The sequence below is a fragment of the Hydrogenophaga sp. genome, from assembly GCF_030651625.1.
Taxonomy (GTDB): Bacteria; Pseudomonadota; Gammaproteobacteria; order Burkholderiales; family Burkholderiaceae_C; genus Hydrogenophaga.
In genome coordinates, this window is record NZ_JAUSCF010000024.1 from 22,768 (window position 1) to 38,760 (window position 15,993).

Consider the following 15,993-nt stretch of genomic DNA (forward strand, 5'->3'; position numbering starts at 1 on the left):
TACTTATATTCGAGGCGGAAAAGTGAGTAAGACGAAAACGATGGGTCCGGGTGAAAAAACTTCCTGGCTGCACAAGCTGATCGCCGCGAAACAGGTGATCGTGGGATCGGTGCTCGGTGCTGGCGTGTGGATCACGGCAGCGGCGCAGCGGGTCAATGACCTTCCTGGCGGGCCAGCCGTCAACCAGCTCAACTTTGCACCGCCAGTCACACGCATTGCTGAAATGCAGCACTGGTTGCACTGGTTCATGATGGCCATCTGTGCCGTCATTTTCGTGGTGGTGTTTGGTGTGATGTTCTATTCCATCCTCAAGCACCGCAAGTCGGTTGGCCACAAGTCGCAGGTGCTAGCCGAACCGATCTGGGTGGAGCTGGGCTGGACAATCGTGCCATTGCTGATTGTGATCGGCATGGCTTTGCCGGCGACCAAGGTGCTGGTGGCACAGAAGGACACGACCAATGCCGACCTGACCATCAAGGCGACCGGCATGCAATGGAAGTGGGGCTACGACTACATCAAGGGTGAAGGCGAAGGCATCGGTTTCCTTTCGACACTGGACAACCACCACCGTGTCATGTCCAACAGTGGCAAGCCAGAACCCACCGATGACTACCTGCTCAAGGTCGACAATCCGCTCGTGGTTCCGGTGAACAAAAAAATCCGCATCATCACTACCGCCAACGACGTCATCCATTCATGGATGGTGCCTGCATTCGGGGTGAAGCAGGACGCCATTCCCGGTTTCGTGCGCGACACCTGGTTCCGTGCCGAGCAGACGGGCGACTTCTACGGTCAGTGCGCCGAGTTGTGCGGCAAGGAACATGCCTACATGCCCATTCATGTGAAGGTGGTTTCTGCCCAGGCCTATTCCGCCTGGGTGGCCGAGCAGCAGGCTTTGATTGCTGCTGCTGCCGATGACCCTACCAAGGTCTGGACCCTGTCCGATCTCGTGCAGCGCGGTGAGTCGGTTTACGCAGCGAACTGTGTGGCCTGCCATCAGGCTGGCGGACAGGGCGCAGGTCCCATCAAGGCCCTCGATGGCTCGGCGCTGGTGACCGATGCCGATCACAGCAAGATGATCAATGTGATGCTCAATGGAGCAGCCGGGGGTGCCATGCCCGCATGGAAACAACTCTCGGACACCGAACTGGCAGCGGTGATCACGTTTGCCAAGAACAATTGGTCCAACCGGACGGAACAGATCGTGCAACCAGCCGAAGTGCTGTCTGCTCGCTGAGAGCTGGTCACCGAAAACACATTGAGTCTCAAAGGAATCGACGATGAGTGCAGTTCTTGACCACCACGATGCGCATGGGCACGACCACGACCACCACGCCCCCACCGGCTGGCGTCGCTGGGTCTACGCCACCAACCACAAGGACATCGGTACCCTGTACCTGCTGTTCGCTTTCACCATGCTCATGGTGGGCGGCGTTCTGGCGCTGCTGATTCGCGCCGAGCTGTTCCAGCCTGGCCTGCAACTGGTGAACCCCGGGCTGTTCAACCAACTCACCACCATGCATGGCCTGATCATGGTGTTCGGCGCCATCATGCCGGCGTTCGTGGGCTTTGCGAACTGGATGATCCCGCTGCAGATCGGCGCATCCGACATGGCATTTGCCCGAATGAACAATTTCAGCTTCTGGCTGATGATTCCGGCCGCTTTGCTGCTGGTGGGTTCGTTCTTCATGCCCGGCGGTGCACCTGCCGCGGGCTGGACGCTCTACGCGCCCCTGACGCTGCAGATGGGTCCCTCGATGGACGCTGGCATCTTTGCCATGCACATCCTCGGTGCCTCGTCCATCATGGGCTCGATCAACATCATCGTGACCATCCTGAACATGCGCGCCCCCGGAATGACGCTGATGAAGATGCCCATGTTCTGCTGGACCTGGCTGATCACCGCCTACCTGCTGATCGCCGTGATGCCCGTGCTGGCCGGCGCCATCACCATGACGCTCACTGACCGCCACTTCGGTACCAGTTTCTTCAACCCCGCTGGCGGCGGTGATCCGGTGATGTACCAGCACATCTTCTGGTTCTTCGGCCACCCCGAGGTCTACATCATGATCTTGCCGGCCTTCGGCATTGTCAGCCAGGTGGTGCCCGCATTTGCGCGCAAGAAGCTGTTCGGTTACGCCTCCATGGTGTACGCCACGGGTTCCATTGCCATCCTGTCGTTTGTCGTGTGGGCACACCACATGTTCACCACCGGCATGCCGGTGACTGGCCAGCTGTTCTTCATGTACTCGACCATGCTGATCGCCGTGCCCACGGGCGTGAAGATCTTCAACTGGATCGCGACCATGTGGAAGGGTTCGATGACCTTCGAGACCCCGATGTTGTGGGCCGTGGGCTTCATTTTCGTGTTCACCATTGGGGGCTTCACCGGACTGATTCTGTCGGTGGCTCCGATCGACATCCAGATGCAGGACACCTACTACGTGGTGGCGCACTTCCATTACGTGCTCGTGGCAGGGTCGCTGTTTGCGATGTTTGCCGGTATCTATTACTGGTTGCCCAAGTGGACCGGTGTGATGTACAGCGAGACCAGGGGCAAGATCCATTTCTGGTGGTCGATGATCTCGTTCAACGTCACGTTCTTCCCGATGCACTTCCTGGGATTGGCCGGTATGCCGCGTCGCTATGCCGACTACCCGATGCAGTTTGCCGACTTCAACGCCATTGCGTCTGTCGGAGGGTTCGCGTTCGGATTCGCTCAGGTCTACTTCTTCATCGCCGTGGTCCTGCCCGCCATGAGGGGCATCGGAGAGAAAGCCCCGCAGAAGCCATGGGAAGGCGCCGAAGGGCTGGAGTGGGAGGTGCCCTCACCCGCGCCTTTCCATACCTTCGAAAACCCGCCCAAGCTGGATGCCACCGCGACCAAGGTCATCGGCTGACACCGATGCTTTGAACGGATACCCACCGATGAAAACGCCCGAACAAAAAAAACACAACCTGCGCCTGGGGCTGATTCTGGCGTCCGTGGCGCTGGTTTTTTTCCTCGGATTCATGGGCAAGATGGTGTACCTTGGGGGCTGAGGCTTCCTTGCACAATCGTTAACGAGCACCAGGCATGGGACTGAAGCGCGAGAATTTCAAGATGGTCGGCAAGCTCTGCGTGATTGCGCTGGGCATGTTCGCCTTTGGCTATGCGCTGGTCCCCATTTACCGGGCCATCTGCGAAGTCACGGGCATCAACATTCTGGCGCTCTCCGAGCGGGAAGTGCCCGGGCTTCGTCCTTCGCTGCCGGCCAATACGCAGGTGGACGAATCTCGGACCATCACGGTTGAGTTCGACGTCAATGTCCGTGGCCCGTGGCATTTCAAACCCGAGGTGCGTTCGATGCAGGTTCATCCGGGTGAACTTGCCACGGTGATGTACGAGTTTCAGAACATCCAGAACCGCACCATGGCCGCGCAGGCCATTCCAAGCTATGCGCCGCGGCAGGCGACCAACCATTTCAACAAGCTGGAGTGTTTCTGCTTCACGCAGTACACCCTGGAAGCTGGCGAAAAGAAGGCCTGGCCGGTGGCGTTCGTGATCGACCCGCGACTGCCGAAAGACGTCACCACGATCACGCTGTCTTACACCTTCTTTGAAGTCGGTGGCAAGGTGCCCGCAGCGCCAGTCGACGTGCCGCTGGCCACCGGTACCCCAGCGAAACTGCCAGGCGCGGTATGAACCCACCCGTCCACAAACGCGAGGGCTCCTGGACCGGCACCGTCAAGGCGGTGTTGTGGGGTTTTCTGGGTGTGCGGCGCAATTCAGACTACCAGGACGACATCGCGAAGCTCAACCCGCTGCACATCATTGCTGTGGGTGTGCTGATGGCGTTCCTGTTTGTTCTGTGCCTCATCTTTCTTGTGAACTGGGTCGTTGCATCAGGTGCGACCGGTTGATCCGGACATCGGTTTTCATTTTTCAGACATTCAAACAAGCGCTTTGCAATTAGGAGTGAGCATGTCAGCAGCATCCCACGGTACGACGCCCTACTACTACGTCCCCGGGCCTTCACGACATCCTGTGATGGCGGCCATCGGCCTGTTTTTCGTGATCCTTGGTGCGGGTCAGTGGGTCAATGGCGCAGCCTGGGGTGCCTATTCCCTGGCCTTCGGCATGGCCTTCTGGCTGGTGGTGCTCTACCAGTGGTTCCGAGATGCGGTCAACGAAAGCGAAAGCGGCCTCTACGGACACAAGATCGATCTGTCCTACCGCTGGAGCATGAGCTGGTTCATCTTCTCCGAGGTGATGTTCTTCGGCGCGTTCTTCACAGCCCTCTGGTGGGCCCGTGTGCAGGCCGTGCCGAGTCTGGGTGGCTTTGAGAACTCACTCATCTGGCCCGACTTTTCTGCCGTCTGGCCCAGCTCGCAGGCTGGTGCGACCGCTTCACCGGCCGGTATTGTTGAGCCATTCCAGACCATGGGCCCATTCTGGTTGCCCACCATCAACACGGCGCTGCTCCTGACCTCTGGCGTCACGCTGACCATTGCCCACCACGCTCTCCAGGTGGGCAACCGGGGCAAAACCATCGCGTTCATGTGGATGACCGTGTTGCTCGGAGTGATCTTCCTTTGCGTACAGGGCTATGAGTACTACCACGCCTATGTGGACCTGAACCTCAAGCTGTCGTCCGGCATCTTTGGCTCGACCTTCTTCATGCTGACCGGTTTCCACGGGTTCCACGTGCTTGTGGGCATGCTGATGTTGCTGTTCATCACCCTGCGTCTGCAAAGGGGGCATTTCACCGCCAAGAGCCATTTCGGGTTTGAAGGTGCGGCCTGGTACTGGCACTTCGTGGACGTGGTCTGGTTGGGCCTTTACATTCTTGTGTACTGGATGTGATGGTGGCGGGAGGCGGGTGGAATCCCCGTTTCGCGCCAAAAGAAAAAAGCGCCTGCTGGCGCTTTTTTCTTTGATCGGATGCAGAACTTTGATCGGGTTCAGCCCCGCAGCGGCAAGCCCGTGGGCTGGATCCAGCCCATCAAATAGCTGATCAACACCACCACAAACAACAATATGGAGAATCCCACCCGGAATGCGAGCGCACGTGCCATGTGGTTGTTGCGGGGTGTGTCCGGGTTGGTTGCATCTGCGCCGGTACCACGGTCACCGCGCATCATGAACACCAGCGCCACGGCGAGGCTGCCGATGATCGCCACAAAACCTGCAAGGACCAGATAGTTCATCATGTCCAAGATTATCGATCTTCGGCTCCCATGGCACGAGGTGGTTCTGTGAATACACGTGACTGGCGGTTCTGGATGGTGTCCGTGGCTGCGTTGTTGACCATGGCTGCGACCGGCGCATTGGGATTCTGGCAACTCGATCGCGCCGGGCAAAAAAGGGATCTTCAGGCCCGAATTGATGAGCGCGCCCAACTACCGGCCTGGAACGCTGCGGATGTGTTGAACATGGACGGTCCTGCTGCCGGTTTGCACCGCGTGGTGCAACTCTCTGGTGAATGGGTCCCCGGGACCACGCTCTTTCTCGACAATCGGCAGATGGCAGGGCGTCCCGGCTTTTTTGTGGTCACGGCACTGCGTCTGGAAGGCAGTGCAATGGCGGTGCTGGTGCAGCGGGGCTGGGTCCCTAGAGATTTTCAGGAACGCAGTCGTGTGCCTGAAGTGTTGACGCCTGACGGCATCGTTGCGGTCCAAGGCTGGTTGGCCCCGCCGCCGGGCAAGCTATACGAACTCGGAGAGGCGGGCACCGGCCCGATCCGGCAAAATATCGACATCGAGGGTGTCTCTCAAGAGTGGGGCGTGCCCTTGCTGGCCCTCTCTGTTGTCCAGACTGGTACCGCCACAGATGCACTTCGACGCGATTGGTCGGTTGTCACTGCTGGTGTGCAAAAACATCTCGGCTACGCGTTCCAGTGGTTTGGATTGTGTGCCCTTGCAGGCTTCCTTTACGTCTGGTTTCAGTTCATTTCCCCCCGCCGAAAGCGCAGTTCCCATGTCTCAGACGCCTGACGAACCCTTGACACTGACCGTGCACAGCATGCCCCAGCTGGATGCAGCCAGCGCAAGCCGTGTAGCCAGCACACGAGCTGGCCGTTGGAAAATGGTGCTGCTGCTTCTGGTCTGTGCGGCACCGGTGATTGCTTCGTACTTCACCTACTACGTGATCCGCCCCGAAGGTCGGCACAACTACGGTGAACTGATCGATCCGCAGCGACCCGTGCCGGACATCAAGGGGACCAATGCACAGGGAGACCCGGTATCACTGCTCGAATTGAAGGACCAATGGTTGCTCATCAGTGTGGCCGACAGCGCCTGCGATGACGCGTGCCAGCAGCACCTCTACCTGCAGCGCCAGCTCAGGGAAACGCTGGGGCGCGAGAAGGACCGGCTTGACTGGGTCTGGCTGCGCACAGGCGCCGGCGAAATGAACGAATCATTGCGCGCGGCCACCGATGCGGCCCAAGTGGTGCTCGTGGATTCAGACGCCCTGGCCACCTGGCTGGTGCCGGCTGAAGGTCGGCGCATCGAAGAGCACCTCTATGTGGTGGATCCTCTGGGCAACTGGATGATGCGCTTCCCTGCCGACCTCGATCCCAAGCGGGCCAAGCGTGACCTGGACCGGCTGTTGCGGGCTTCTTCGTTTTGGGACAAGCCAGGAAGGTCATGAAGCACCCCACTCGCCGCTTCGCGTCACCCCCCTCTCTCGCCTTCGGCGGGAGGGGGGCGATACCCGTGGCCCGGCGAAGCCGGTTCCACGGTATCTCTGGACCGCGGCATTTCTCGCCGGAGGGAGTACCCCTGCAGGGGGGAACACCAGCGCCCCGGCAGTGCCGGTTGCGCGGTGTTTCTGAAGTCACTACCTTCGGTGCCCTTTCTGCAGCGATTGGCCCTTTCCACAAGCGCTGACATGGACACCCAATCCCTCTACGATCTTGCGCCCGTTGCCCGGCTCATGCTGCTGGGCGTGGTGATTGCGCTGGGGCCGCTGGCCTGGGTGTGGCTGCGCAGTCGGCATGCCTCGCCTGCGCACCGCCTTCGTCTGCTCACCCTGGTCACGCTTTTTCTCACGTTTGACCTGGTGCTTTTTGGTGCGTTCACGCGTCTGACAGATTCGGGTCTGGGTTGTCCCGATTGGCCTGGCTGTTACGGCAGCGTGAGCCCCGTGGGAGCGAGTGCTTCCATTGCCGCTGCGCAGGAAGCCATGCCCACCGGGCCGGTCACGTTCCCCAAAGCGTGGATCGAGATGATCCATCGCTATCTGGCCACCGGTGTCGGGGTGTTGATCATGGTGCTCATGGCGGTGACGTGGGTGGAGCGCAGGCACGTCACGGTGTCGTTCTGGTGGCCCTTTCTGACTTTCGTGTGGGTGTGCGTGCAGGGGGCCTTTGGTGCGCTGACCGTGACGATGAAACTGTTTCCGGCCATCGTCACCCTCCACCTGCTGGGGGGCATGGTTCTGCTGGCGCTGCTGCGAGCGCAGGCGGTGGCCTACACGCTGGCCGAGCCTCGTGGTCCCATGTCGGTGCCGCTGGGGGGCAATCTCCGGAAATGGCTGTGGCTCGTGTTTGCGCTGGTGTGGGTGCAGATTGCGCTGGGTGGCTGGGTGAGCACCAACTACGCGGTACTGGCTTGCCGCGACTTTCCCACCTGCCAGGGCAGCTGGTGGCCTTCGATGCACTTCAGAGAAGGCTTCACTTTGTGGCGCGAGCTGGGGATGAACCGGTCGGGTGATGCCATCGCTTTCCCGGCGCTGACCGCCATCCACTACGTCCACCGGCTCGCCGCCTATGTGGTGTTGCTGGCCTTGCTCTGGATGGCCAGGCGGCTGTGGTCGGTGCCGGGCATGAGAGGCACGGCCGGGGCATTGCTGTTGCTCGCGTTGTGGCAACTGGCCAGCGGCCTGAGCAATGTGGTGCTGGAGTGGCCGTTGGTGGCTGCTGTGGCCCACACGGGTGGAGCGGCCGCGCTGGTTATCGTGCTGATGGGCGCGTTGTCTGGCAGCCACGCGGTCAACGATCGTTTCCACATGTCGCAGTTCAATATTTCCAAGTTGTCCAGATGAGTGCCGCGCCCACCTCGACCGTCCCCGTGGCCATGCTGTCCACCTGGCGCCAGTTTCACGCGCTGACCAAGCCGCGAGTGATCCAGCTCATCGTATTTTGTGCCTTGATCGGCATGGTGCTGGCTGTTCCGGGGGTGCCCAGCTGGGCTCAGATTCAGCTGGCTGCCACGGCGTGTTTCGGTATCTGGCTGGTTGCCGGTGCCGCCGCTGCCTTCAACTGCGTGGTGGAGCAGCGCATCGACGCCAAGATGAAGCGAACGGCCTGGCGGCCCACGGCCAAGGGCCAGCTCACCAACATGCAAACCCTCAGTTTCTCTGCGGTGCTCTGTGCAGCAGGATCGGCTTTGTTGTACTTCTGGGTGAACCCCCTCACCATGTGGCTGACCTTTGCCACCTTCGTGGGCTACGCGGTGGTCTATACCGTGATCCTCAAGCCACTCACGCCTCAGAACATCGTGATTGGCGGGGCCTCTGGTGCCATGCCGCCGGTGCTGGGCTGGGCCGCCATGACGGGCGTGGTGTCGCCAGAAGCGTTGATCCTGTTCCTGATCATCTTCCTGTGGACGCCGCCACACTTCTGGGCGCTTGCGCTGTACCGCGTGGAGGACTACCGAAAATCCGGTCTGCCCATGCTGCCCGTGACGCATGGATCTGAATTCACCCGGCTACAGATCCTGCTCTACACCTTCGTTCTGTTCGCAGCCTGCCTCATGCCCTTCATGATGCGCATGAGTGGCTGGTTCTACCTGGTGTCGGCGGTGTTGCTGAGTATCGGGTTCTGCGGCTATGCGTTTCTGTTGTGGCGGGAGTATTCCGACGCCCTGGCACGCAAGACCTTCCGCTTTTCCCTGATCCATCTCTCGCTGCTGTTCGCCGCGCTGCTGATCGATCACTACTTGTAGTCCCACTTGCGAACCTGTCGTGGGTGGCCCCTTGAATATCCGAACTGAGCTTCACATGGGCAACTCAAACCTCACCCGACGCCGCACCCTGCTCGCTGGCACCTGCGCACTTGCGCTGACCTTGGTGGCTTGTAGCGAAAACAAGCCCGCCTTCACCGGCATCGACATCACCGGAGCCAATTACGCCACTGGTTTCTCGCTGGTCGACCACAATGGACAACCGCGCACGCTTGCCGATTTCAAAGGCAAGGTTGTGGTGCTCTTTTTCGGCTTCACGCAGTGTCCCGACGTATGCCCCACATCCATGATCGAGATGGCCGAAGCCAAGCGATTGCTGGGTCCGGACGGAGACCGGTTTCAGGGCCTGTTCGTGAGTATCGACCCCGAACGCGACACGCCTGAAATCATGCGCGAGTACATGGGAAGTTTCGATCCCAGTTTTCTCGCCTTGTACGCCGAGCCTGACAAGCTACCCGAAGTGGCCAAGTCCTTCCGCATCCACTACAAGAAGGTCGCGGGACCCACGCCCACCAGCTACACCATGGACCATTCGGCGGGCAGCTACGTGTACGACCCTCAGGGCCGCATCCGGCTGTACAACCGGTATGGCACTGGACCGCAAGCCTTGGCCAACGACATCAAGCTGCTGCTGGACCAGTGAATCTCGACGGCAGCACGTCGCAGTCGCAGAGCGCGTCAGCGCAGTGAAGAAATCGAGGCCGCTGCTGGCGTGGCGCGCCTTATCCAGAGGCACCCGAGGAACCGGCTTGCCGGGCCTCTGGTGACCCCCTTTGAGGGGGTCGAGCGCAGCGCGGCGGGGGTGTCAATCCACCTTCGCCCCGCTGAGTTTGACCATGCGCTCGTACTTGGCACGCTCGCTGTTCATGAAGGCGCCGAAAGCCTCTGGCGTGCTGGGCGCAGGTTCGGCCATCAGCGTGGCAAACCGCGCTTTCACTTCGGGTGAGCGCAGGGCTTCGGTGAACGCGGCGTTGAGCTTTGCCACGGTGTCCGCCGGTACGCCGCTCGGCACCACCAGGCCCCACCAGGTGTCGATCTCGAAACCGGGCAGGGTGTCTGCCACAGTGGGCACATCGGGCATCACCGACGAACGCTGTGCGGTGGTGACCGCCAGCGCCTTGAGGCGTCCGGCGCGGATGTTGCCGGCGGCAGTGGCAAGGTTGTCGAAGTTGAAATCCACCTGACCTGCCAGCAGCGCGGCTTGTGCCGGGTTGCCGCCGCTGTAGGGAATGTGCACCGCAAAGATGCCGGTGCGGTTCTTGAAGAGTTCACCCGCCAGGTGTCCCGCGCTTCCATTGCCGCCGGAGCCATAGTTCAGCTTGCCCGGATTGCTCTTGCCGTATCTGATCAGGTCAGCCAGGCTGTTGATGCCCAGGCGCTGCGCCGTCTCCGTGTTGATCACCAACACGTTGGGTACGCGAAGCATCTGGGTGACGGGTGTGAAGTCCTTGACCGGATCGTAGGGGAGACTGCTGAACAGCCACGGGTTGATGCCATGCGAAGCGGTGGTGGCGATGCCCAGGGTCAGGCCGTCGGGAGCCGAGCGGGCGGCAGCGCCCACACCGATGTTCCCGCCGGCGCCCGCGCGGTTGTCCACGATCACCGTGCCCAGCGAACCCTTGACGGCTTCGGCCAGGATGCGTGCGGTCACGTCAATCGGGCCACCCGCCGCGAAGGGCACGATGATGCGCGTGGTGCTGCCCTGGGCCAAGCCCAGACCGGGGACTGCCAGGCTGGAAGCGAGCAGGGCGCCTTGGGCAAGCAGGTGTCGGCGTTTCATCATGGTGTTGTCTCCTGTGGGTGAATGGTTGCGTGGTCAGGCACGCCACGCAACCAGCCGTTGCTGGTCCGAGGTGCCGGGAAAAGCCACCGCCCACTTGAGCGGGCGACGGCGTGGCTCACAGTGTGTCTGCAGCGCTGGTGAAGGAATCGGCAAAAAACTCCTCAGATGGCAAGCCTGCCAGGGTGCTGTATTCGGCGCGCGCCGATTCCACGACGATGGGCGCACCGCAGGCATAGACCTGGTGGCCAGAGAGGTCGGGGAAATCCTCCAGTACCGCCTTGTGCACGAAGCCGGTTCGGCCGGTCCAGGCGTCCTCAGGCAGGGCGTCGGACACCACAGGCACATAGCGCAGGTTCGGCATGTCGGCGAGGCGGGCTTCGATCCAGGCATTCTGGTAAAGATCGGCCGGGCGACGGCCGCCCCAGTACAGGGTGGCTGGGCGCGTGATGTTCTTGAACTGCATGTGCTCGATGAGCGCCTTGATGGGTGCGAACCCGGTGCCGGAAGCCAGCAGCACCAGGGGTTTGTTGCTTTCTTCGCGCAGGAAGAAGCTGCCGTAAGGGCCTTCAATGCGAAGAATGTCTTTCTCCTTCATGGTGCTGAAGACATGGTCGGTGAACTTGCCGCCCGGCATGTGGCGCAGATGGAGTTCCATGCGAGGGTGATCGACCTGCGTGTGTGGTGCATTGGCCATGGAGTAACTGCGACGGTCACCGTCGCGCAGCAAGAACTCCACATATTGGCCGGCACGGTACTGAAAGGCGTCGCTGGCGGGAAGCTGAAGGTTCAGCACCATCACGTCGTGTGACGCGCGTTCCAGCGAGTTGACGCGCACCGGCATTTTCTTGATGGGAAATGCGCCAGCCTCGGTCACCTGGCGCGATTCCAGGACCACATCGCTGTGGGCCACGCCGCAACAGGTGAGCACATAGCCTGCAGCTTCCTCATCGGCGCTCAGTGCCTTGGCCTGGTGGACGCCGTGAACCACGGAGCCGCTCAACAGTCTGCACTTGCAGGAGCCGCAGGCTCCGTCCTTGCAGCCATAAGGAAGACCGATACCCTGGCGGATGCCGGCGACCAGCATGGCTTCATCAGGCTCTGCAGTGAATGTGCGGCCGCTGGGTTCGACGGTGATGTTGAATGTCATACTGAACGAAGAGGTTGAACGCGCGCCGATGCTCAAACGAGCGCCCGGCAACCCATCATTGTCGCAAATTCGGAAAATGCATGAGCCTTCTTGGCGCTTTGCCCGCACGCTTTCGGCGTGAACGGGTGTTGATCATCGGATGTGGAGACGTGGGTCAGCGGGCCGCCCGCGTGCTGGGGCAAGGCCAGCGGGTGCGATTGTTTGCGCTCACGTCGTCTGCGTCTCGCGGGCCAGGCCTGCGCGCGCAAGGCATCACACCCTTGCTGGGCAACCTCGACGAACCTCGCAGCTTGCACCGATTGGCAGGCCTGGCCACGCGCGTGCTGCATCTGGCGCCGCCCCCTTCGGGTGAGCTGATCGACTGGCGGCTCGACCCTCGCACCCGCGCCCTCACGCGTTCGCTGGCGCAGCGCTCCGTGCCGCGTGCGGTGGTGTACGGGTCCACCACCGGTGTGTATGGCGACCGGCAGGGGCAGTGGGTCAGCGAATCGTCGCGGGCACAGCCACTGACGCCGCGCGCCTGGCGGCGCGTGGATGCCGAGGCGGCGGTGCACAGTTGGGGACGCGCCAGCGGTGTGCGGACCACGGTGCTGCGCATCCCCGGTATCTATGCGCCCGACCGGGAAGGCGGCACGCCCCGCGAACGCCTGTTGCGCGGCACGCCGGTGCTGCAGGCCGAAGACGATGTCTACACCAATCACATCCATGCCGACGACCTGGCGCGCGCCTGTGTGCTGGCGCTCTGGCGCGGGCAGCCGCAGCGCAACGTGAACGTGGTCGACGATACCCAGCTGAAGATGGGTGATTACTTCGACCTCGCTGCCGACCTGTATGGACTGCCGCGCCCACCCCGCGTGGCCCGGTCCAGTGCAGGCGAACAACTGTCCCTCATGCTGTTGAGCTTCATGAGCGAGTCGCGCCGTTTGACGAATCACCGCATGAAAAGCGAACTTCGACTGGTACTGCGTTACCCGTCGGTCAGCGAAGGGTTGCGAGGCGTCTGTTGAGCTCGCAGGTTCAGAGCACGCCGATGGAGCGCATCAGAAACAGGGTGTAGCCCAGGTAAATTGCCACCAGCACCGCACCCTCCACGCGGTTGACGCGACCAGGTTTCCCCCGCCATCCCCAGCCCATGACGAACAGAAGCAGCGTCAGGCCAGCCATCACGCTGAAGTCGCGCGAAAGTACCTCGGTGACCACTTCCATGGGGGCGATGGCGCTGGCGATACCCACCACCGCGAGGGTATTGAACAGGTTCGACCCCAGTACGTTGCCCAAGGCGATGTCATGTTCGCCCTTGCGGGCGGCGGCCACGCACGAAGCCAGTTCCGGTAGCGAAGTGCCTACAGCGACCACCGTGAGCCCGATGATGAGATCGCTCACGCCCAGCGATTGGGCAATGGCCACCGCGCCCCAGACCAGCAGACGCGAGCTCGCGATCAGCACGAGCAGCCCCACAGCCAGCCACATCAGCGCGCGCGGCAGCGGCATCGCATGGGCTTGCAACTCGGTTGAGGTTTCAAATGCCAGTGCATCGTTGCCACTGCGCATGCCCACGACAATCGACCAGGTCATGAGCACGGCGAACACGCCGAGCAGGACCGCACCATCCATGCGGCTGAGCGCGCCATTCCATGCCAGCACACCGGCAAGCGCGGTCACAGCCGCCAGAATGGGAAGCTCTTTGCGCAAGATGAGCGAGTGCACCGTGATCGGGTTGACCAGTGCCGTGATACCCAGGATCAGCGCGATGTTGGCGATGTTCGATCCCCAGCCGTTGCCCAGGGCAAGGCCTGGATTGCCTTGCAAGGCGGCGTTGGTGGAAACGACCATTTCCGGGGCAGAGGTGCCAAACCCCACGATCACCATGCCGACCAGCAACGGCGGTACCGAGAAGTGGGTCGCTGTGGCAGAAGCCCCTTCCACGAAACGGTCGGCGCTCCAGACCAGCAGGGCAAGCCCGGCGAGCACAGCGAGAGTTGGCATCAGCATGAAGAACTCCGTCTGGCGGGTTTGGCCTGGGCAGGGGCCATCAACAGAATCAAGGGCGAGCAACAGAAAAGGCCGCACAACGGGTGTTGTGCGGCCTTTTCAAGGTCTGGTGCCGGGGGCCGGAATCGAACCGGCACGGTGTCTCCACCGGCAGATTTTGAATCTGCTGCGTCTACCAATTTCGCCACTCCGGCAGGTGTGAGAATCCGAAATTATGGCACAGTGCAGCGTATGAAATACCCAACGATCGAAGACGCTATCGGCAAGACGCCCCTGGTGGCCCTGCAGCGCCTGGGCGCTGCCGACAACGCGGCGCGAGGCAATGTGTTGCTGGGCAAACTGGAGGGCAACAACCCGGCGGGATCGGTTAAAGACCGACCAGCGCTGTCCATGATCCAGCGCGCCGAGGAGCGCGGGGAGATTCAGCCGGGCGACACCTTGATCGAAGCCACGTCGGGCAACACCGGTATTGCGCTGGCAATGGCAGCAGCCATCAAGGGCTACCGCATGGTGCTGATCATGCCGGAGGACCTGTCCATCGAGCGTGCGCAGACGATGAAGGCTTTTGGAGCAGAACTCATCCTCACGCCCAAGAGCGGTGGCATGGAGTCCGCCCGCGACCTGGCCGACAGGATGGCACGCGAAGGCAAGGGCAGGGTGCTGGACCAGTTTGCCAACGAGGACAACCCCCGCATCCACTACGAGACCACAGGGCCTGAACTGTGGGAGCAGACCGGCGGGCGCATCACCCACTTCGTGAGCGCCATGGGCACCACCGGCACCATCACTGGGGTGTCGCGTTTCCTGAAAGAGAAGAATCCGGACATCCGCATCATTGGTGCGCAGCCCAGCGAGGGGTCGCGCATTCCGGGCATCCGCAAGTGGCCACAGGAATACCTTCCCAAAATCTACGATGCCTCACGCGTGGACGAGCTGGTGTACGTGAGTCAATCTGACGCTGAGGACATGTGCCGCCGATTGGCGCGAGAAGAAGGCATTTTTGCCGGCATCTCGGCGGCGGGCGCCTGCTGGGTGGCCATGCAGGTGGCGCAACGGGTGGAAAACGCCACCATCGTGTTCATCGTCTGTGATCGGGGCGACCGGTATCTGTCCACGGGTGTGTTTCCGGCGTGATTCGGATCACCCCCTGCGCCGCTTCGCGGCTTCCCCCCTCTCTTGCGCGCCTTTGGCGCTTGGAGGGGGGACGGCATCTTGGGCCGGCGAAGCCGTCCCTTGCTGCCCTTGGACTTGGCGCTGCCGCAGTTCGCTGCGGCCGCGCTCCGGAGCGGTGAGGTCATGAGATGAGTGTTGATTACAAGTACTGCCCGATGTGTGCCTCGCCTCTGAAAATGCTGGGGCAGGAGGAAGACGGGGGCTTCAAGGAGCGGTTGCGTTGTGCAGGCTGTGGATTCACGCACTGGAACAACCCCACGCCGGTGCTGGCGGCGATTCTGGAACTGAATGGCCAGGTTCTGCTGGCCCGCAATGCGGCCTGGACTTCCCGCATGTTCGGCCTGATCACCGGGTTCATGGAAGCGGGTGAAACGCCCGAAGAGGGCATTTGCCGCGAAATCGCGGAGGAGACCAGTCTTCGGGTAGACAAGCTGCAACTGGTGGGCGTGCACGATTTCCAGCGCATGAACCAGATCATCATCACCTACCACGCGGTGGCTCACGGTGAGGTGCGCCTGTCCCCCGAGCTGGTCGAATACAAGCTGCTGGCACCCGCGCAGGTGAAATGCTGGCGGGCGGGCACCGGGCTGGCGCTGGCCGACTGGCTTCGTTCGCGCGGACATGAGCCGCAGTTCATGGAAGATTTTTCGTCGGGAGCCTGAGGCCCGGCGACGCTTAGAATCACGCCTTTCAAGGAAACTTTCATGCACGTCAACAAAGAGCTTGATGCCCGTGGCCTGAATTGCCCGCTGCCCATACTGAAGGCAAAAAAAGCACTTGCCGACATGACCACCGGCCAGGTGCTTCGCGTGATCTCGACGGACGCTGGGTCTGTGCGTGATTTTCAGGCCTTTGCCAAGCAGACCGGCAACGAGCTGGTCGAACAGCAGACCGTGGGCGGCGATCACATTTCCGTGCTCAAACGCCGCTGACCTCAGCGTGCATCACT

General features: G+C 61.6%; 19 protein-coding genes and 1 tRNA gene. 15 read left to right on the plus strand and 5 right to left on the minus strand.

The window, feature by feature from the left end:
* The first annotated feature begins 22 nt into the window (after positions 1 to 22).
* The 6 genes from coxB (at position 23) to Q7V46_RS11100 (ending at position 4,846) form a co-directional block, all read left to right on the plus strand.
* Complete coding sequence (coxB, locus tag Q7V46_RS11075) at positions 23 to 1,237, plus strand: cytochrome c oxidase subunit II (protein ID WP_304913604.1); 1,215 nt, start codon at positions 23 to 25, stop codon at positions 1,235 to 1,237.
* A gap of 43 nt (positions 1,238 to 1,280) precedes the next feature.
* Positions 1,281 to 2,900, plus strand: coding sequence for a cytochrome c oxidase subunit I (gene ctaD, locus Q7V46_RS11080; RefSeq protein ID WP_304913605.1), 1,620 nt, complete (start codon positions 1,281 to 1,283; stop codon positions 2,898 to 2,900).
* Between the two features lie 28 nt (positions 2,901 to 2,928).
* Positions 2,929 to 3,042: a cytochrome oxidase small assembly protein gene (locus tag Q7V46_RS11085; protein ID WP_304913606.1), complete on the plus strand. Its 114-nt coding sequence runs from the start codon at positions 2,929 to 2,931 to the stop codon at positions 3,040 to 3,042.
* Between the two features lie 34 nt (positions 3,043 to 3,076).
* Positions 3,077 to 3,685, plus strand: coding sequence for a cytochrome c oxidase assembly protein (locus Q7V46_RS11090; protein WP_304913607.1), 609 nt, complete (start codon positions 3,077 to 3,079; stop codon positions 3,683 to 3,685).
* A complete protein-coding gene (locus tag Q7V46_RS11095) occupies positions 3,682 to 3,903 on the plus strand; it encodes a DUF2970 domain-containing protein (protein WP_304913608.1) in 222 nt (73 codons plus the stop codon). Before Q7V46_RS11090 ends, Q7V46_RS11095 begins: the two co-directional genes overlap by 4 nt.
* A gap of 61 nt (positions 3,904 to 3,964) precedes the next feature.
* A complete protein-coding gene (locus Q7V46_RS11100; RefSeq protein WP_304913609.1) occupies positions 3,965 to 4,846 on the plus strand; it encodes a cytochrome c oxidase subunit 3 in 882 nt (293 codons plus the stop codon).
* Between the two features lie 98 nt (positions 4,847 to 4,944).
* Here the strand turns inward: Q7V46_RS11100 and Q7V46_RS11105 are convergent, their stop codons facing one another.
* Entirely contained in the window at positions 4,945 to 5,193 is a 249-nt protein-coding gene (locus tag Q7V46_RS11105; RefSeq protein ID WP_370690331.1) for a twin transmembrane helix small protein, read from the minus strand.
* A 72-nt stretch (positions 5,194 to 5,265) separates the two neighbouring features.
* Between Q7V46_RS11105 and Q7V46_RS11110 the strand changes: the two genes are divergently transcribed.
* The 5 genes from Q7V46_RS11110 (at position 5,266) to Q7V46_RS11130 (ending at position 9,592) form a co-directional block, all read left to right on the plus strand.
* On the plus strand, positions 5,266 to 5,976 hold the full coding sequence (locus tag Q7V46_RS11110) for an SURF1 family protein (protein ID WP_304913893.1): 711 nt from the start codon (positions 5,266 to 5,268) through the stop codon (positions 5,974 to 5,976).
* On the plus strand, positions 5,960 to 6,634 hold the full coding sequence (locus Q7V46_RS11115; RefSeq protein ID WP_304913610.1) for a hypothetical protein: 675 nt from the start codon (positions 5,960 to 5,962) through the stop codon (positions 6,632 to 6,634). Before Q7V46_RS11110 ends, Q7V46_RS11115 begins: the two co-directional genes overlap by 17 nt.
* Positions 6,635 to 6,874: 240 nt before the next feature.
* Complete coding sequence (locus Q7V46_RS11120; protein WP_304913611.1) at positions 6,875 to 8,029, plus strand: heme A synthase; 1,155 nt, start codon at positions 6,875 to 6,877, stop codon at positions 8,027 to 8,029.
* Positions 8,026 to 8,931: a heme o synthase gene (cyoE, locus tag Q7V46_RS11125; RefSeq protein WP_304913612.1), complete on the plus strand. Its 906-nt coding sequence runs from the start codon at positions 8,026 to 8,028 to the stop codon at positions 8,929 to 8,931. Before Q7V46_RS11120 ends, cyoE begins: the two co-directional genes overlap by 4 nt.
* A 55-nt stretch (positions 8,932 to 8,986) precedes the next feature.
* On the plus strand, positions 8,987 to 9,592 hold the full coding sequence (locus tag Q7V46_RS11130) for an SCO family protein (RefSeq protein WP_304913613.1): 606 nt from the start codon (positions 8,987 to 8,989) through the stop codon (positions 9,590 to 9,592).
* Between the two features lie 162 nt (positions 9,593 to 9,754).
* Here the strand turns inward: Q7V46_RS11130 and Q7V46_RS11135 are convergent, their stop codons facing one another.
* Both Q7V46_RS11135 and Q7V46_RS11140 read right to left on the minus strand, forming a co-directional pair.
* Positions 9,755 to 10,729 (minus strand): tripartite tricarboxylate transporter substrate binding protein, encoded by a 975-nt coding sequence (locus Q7V46_RS11135; RefSeq protein ID WP_304913894.1) that lies wholly within the window; start codon positions 10,727 to 10,729, stop codon positions 9,755 to 9,757.
* Positions 10,730 to 10,847: 118 nt separating this feature from the next.
* Entirely contained in the window at positions 10,848 to 11,879 is a 1,032-nt protein-coding gene (locus tag Q7V46_RS11140) for a CDP-6-deoxy-delta-3,4-glucoseen reductase (protein WP_304913614.1), read from the minus strand.
* Positions 11,880 to 11,959: 80 nt separating this feature from the next.
* On the opposite strand from Q7V46_RS11140, the gene Q7V46_RS11145 reads away from it, so the two are divergent.
* Positions 11,960 to 12,886: an SDR family oxidoreductase gene (locus Q7V46_RS11145; protein WP_304913615.1), complete on the plus strand. Its 927-nt coding sequence runs from the start codon at positions 11,960 to 11,962 to the stop codon at positions 12,884 to 12,886.
* Positions 12,887 to 12,896: 10 nt separating this feature from the next.
* On the opposite strand, the gene Q7V46_RS11150 is transcribed toward Q7V46_RS11145, so the two are convergent.
* Together Q7V46_RS11150 and Q7V46_RS11155 are read right to left on the minus strand one after the other, a co-directional pair.
* Positions 12,897 to 13,871: a calcium/sodium antiporter gene (locus Q7V46_RS11150; protein WP_304913616.1), complete on the minus strand. Its 975-nt coding sequence runs from the start codon at positions 13,869 to 13,871 to the stop codon at positions 12,897 to 12,899.
* A 107-nt stretch (positions 13,872 to 13,978) separates the two neighbouring features.
* Positions 13,979 to 14,065 (minus strand) — tRNA-Leu (locus tag Q7V46_RS11155).
* A 37-nt stretch (positions 14,066 to 14,102) separates the two neighbouring features.
* Between Q7V46_RS11155 and cysM the strand changes: the two genes are divergently transcribed.
* The 3 genes from cysM (at position 14,103) to Q7V46_RS11170 (ending at position 15,976) form a co-directional block, all read left to right on the plus strand.
* A complete protein-coding gene (gene cysM / locus Q7V46_RS11160; protein WP_304913617.1) occupies positions 14,103 to 15,005 on the plus strand; it encodes a cysteine synthase CysM in 903 nt (300 codons plus the stop codon).
* A 167-nt stretch (positions 15,006 to 15,172) separates the two neighbouring features.
* Positions 15,173 to 15,706: an NUDIX hydrolase gene (locus Q7V46_RS11165; protein WP_304913618.1), complete on the plus strand. Its 534-nt coding sequence runs from the start codon at positions 15,173 to 15,175 to the stop codon at positions 15,704 to 15,706.
* 42 nt (positions 15,707 to 15,748) lie between these two features.
* Entirely contained in the window at positions 15,749 to 15,976 is a 228-nt protein-coding gene (locus tag Q7V46_RS11170; RefSeq protein ID WP_304913619.1) for a sulfurtransferase TusA family protein, read from the plus strand.
* Positions 15,977 to 15,993: the final 17 nt, after the last annotated feature.

What these genes read in the sequence shown, in the direction of transcription:
- ctaD (WP_304913605.1), top strand. Translation starts at nt 1,281, where the DNA reads ATGAGTGCAGTTCTTGACCACCACGATGCGCATGGGCACGACCACGAC.
- Q7V46_RS11085 (WP_304913606.1), top strand. Translation starts at nt 2,929, where the DNA reads ATGAAAACGCCCGAACAAAAAAAACACAACCTGCGCCTGGGGCTGATT.
- Q7V46_RS11090 (WP_304913607.1), top strand. Translation starts at nt 3,077, where the DNA reads ATGGGACTGAAGCGCGAGAATTTCAAGATGGTCGGCAAGCTCTGCGTG.
- Q7V46_RS11095 (WP_304913608.1), top strand. Translation starts at nt 3,682, where the DNA reads ATGAACCCACCCGTCCACAAACGCGAGGGCTCCTGGACCGGCACCGTC.
- Q7V46_RS11100 (WP_304913609.1), top strand. Translation starts at nt 3,965, where the DNA reads ATGTCAGCAGCATCCCACGGTACGACGCCCTACTACTACGTCCCCGGG.
- Q7V46_RS11105 (WP_370690331.1), bottom strand. Translation starts at nt 5,193, where the DNA reads ATGATGAACTATCTGGTCCTTGCAGGTTTTGTGGCGATCATCGGCAGC.
- Q7V46_RS11110 (WP_304913893.1), top strand. Translation starts at nt 5,266, where the DNA reads ATGGTGTCCGTGGCTGCGTTGTTGACCATGGCTGCGACCGGCGCATTG.
- Q7V46_RS11115 (WP_304913610.1), top strand. Translation starts at nt 5,960, where the DNA reads ATGTCTCAGACGCCTGACGAACCCTTGACACTGACCGTGCACAGCATG.
- Q7V46_RS11120 (WP_304913611.1), top strand. Translation starts at nt 6,875, where the DNA reads ATGGACACCCAATCCCTCTACGATCTTGCGCCCGTTGCCCGGCTCATG.
- cyoE (WP_304913612.1), top strand. Translation starts at nt 8,026, where the DNA reads ATGAGTGCCGCGCCCACCTCGACCGTCCCCGTGGCCATGCTGTCCACC.
- Q7V46_RS11130 (WP_304913613.1), top strand. Translation starts at nt 8,987, where the DNA reads ATGGGCAACTCAAACCTCACCCGACGCCGCACCCTGCTCGCTGGCACC.
- Q7V46_RS11135 (WP_304913894.1), bottom strand. Translation starts at nt 10,729, where the DNA reads ATGAAACGCCGACACCTGCTTGCCCAAGGCGCCCTGCTCGCTTCCAGC.
- Q7V46_RS11140 (WP_304913614.1), bottom strand. Translation starts at nt 11,879, where the DNA reads ATGACATTCAACATCACCGTCGAACCCAGCGGCCGCACATTCACTGCA.
- Q7V46_RS11145 (WP_304913615.1), top strand. Translation starts at nt 11,960, where the DNA reads ATGAGCCTTCTTGGCGCTTTGCCCGCACGCTTTCGGCGTGAACGGGTG.
- Q7V46_RS11150 (WP_304913616.1), bottom strand. Translation starts at nt 13,871, where the DNA reads ATGCTGATGCCAACTCTCGCTGTGCTCGCCGGGCTTGCCCTGCTGGTC.
- cysM (WP_304913617.1), top strand. Translation starts at nt 14,103, where the DNA reads ATGAAATACCCAACGATCGAAGACGCTATCGGCAAGACGCCCCTGGTG.
- Q7V46_RS11165 (WP_304913618.1), top strand. Translation starts at nt 15,173, where the DNA reads ATGAGTGTTGATTACAAGTACTGCCCGATGTGTGCCTCGCCTCTGAAA.
- Q7V46_RS11170 (WP_304913619.1), top strand. Translation starts at nt 15,749, where the DNA reads ATGCACGTCAACAAAGAGCTTGATGCCCGTGGCCTGAATTGCCCGCTG.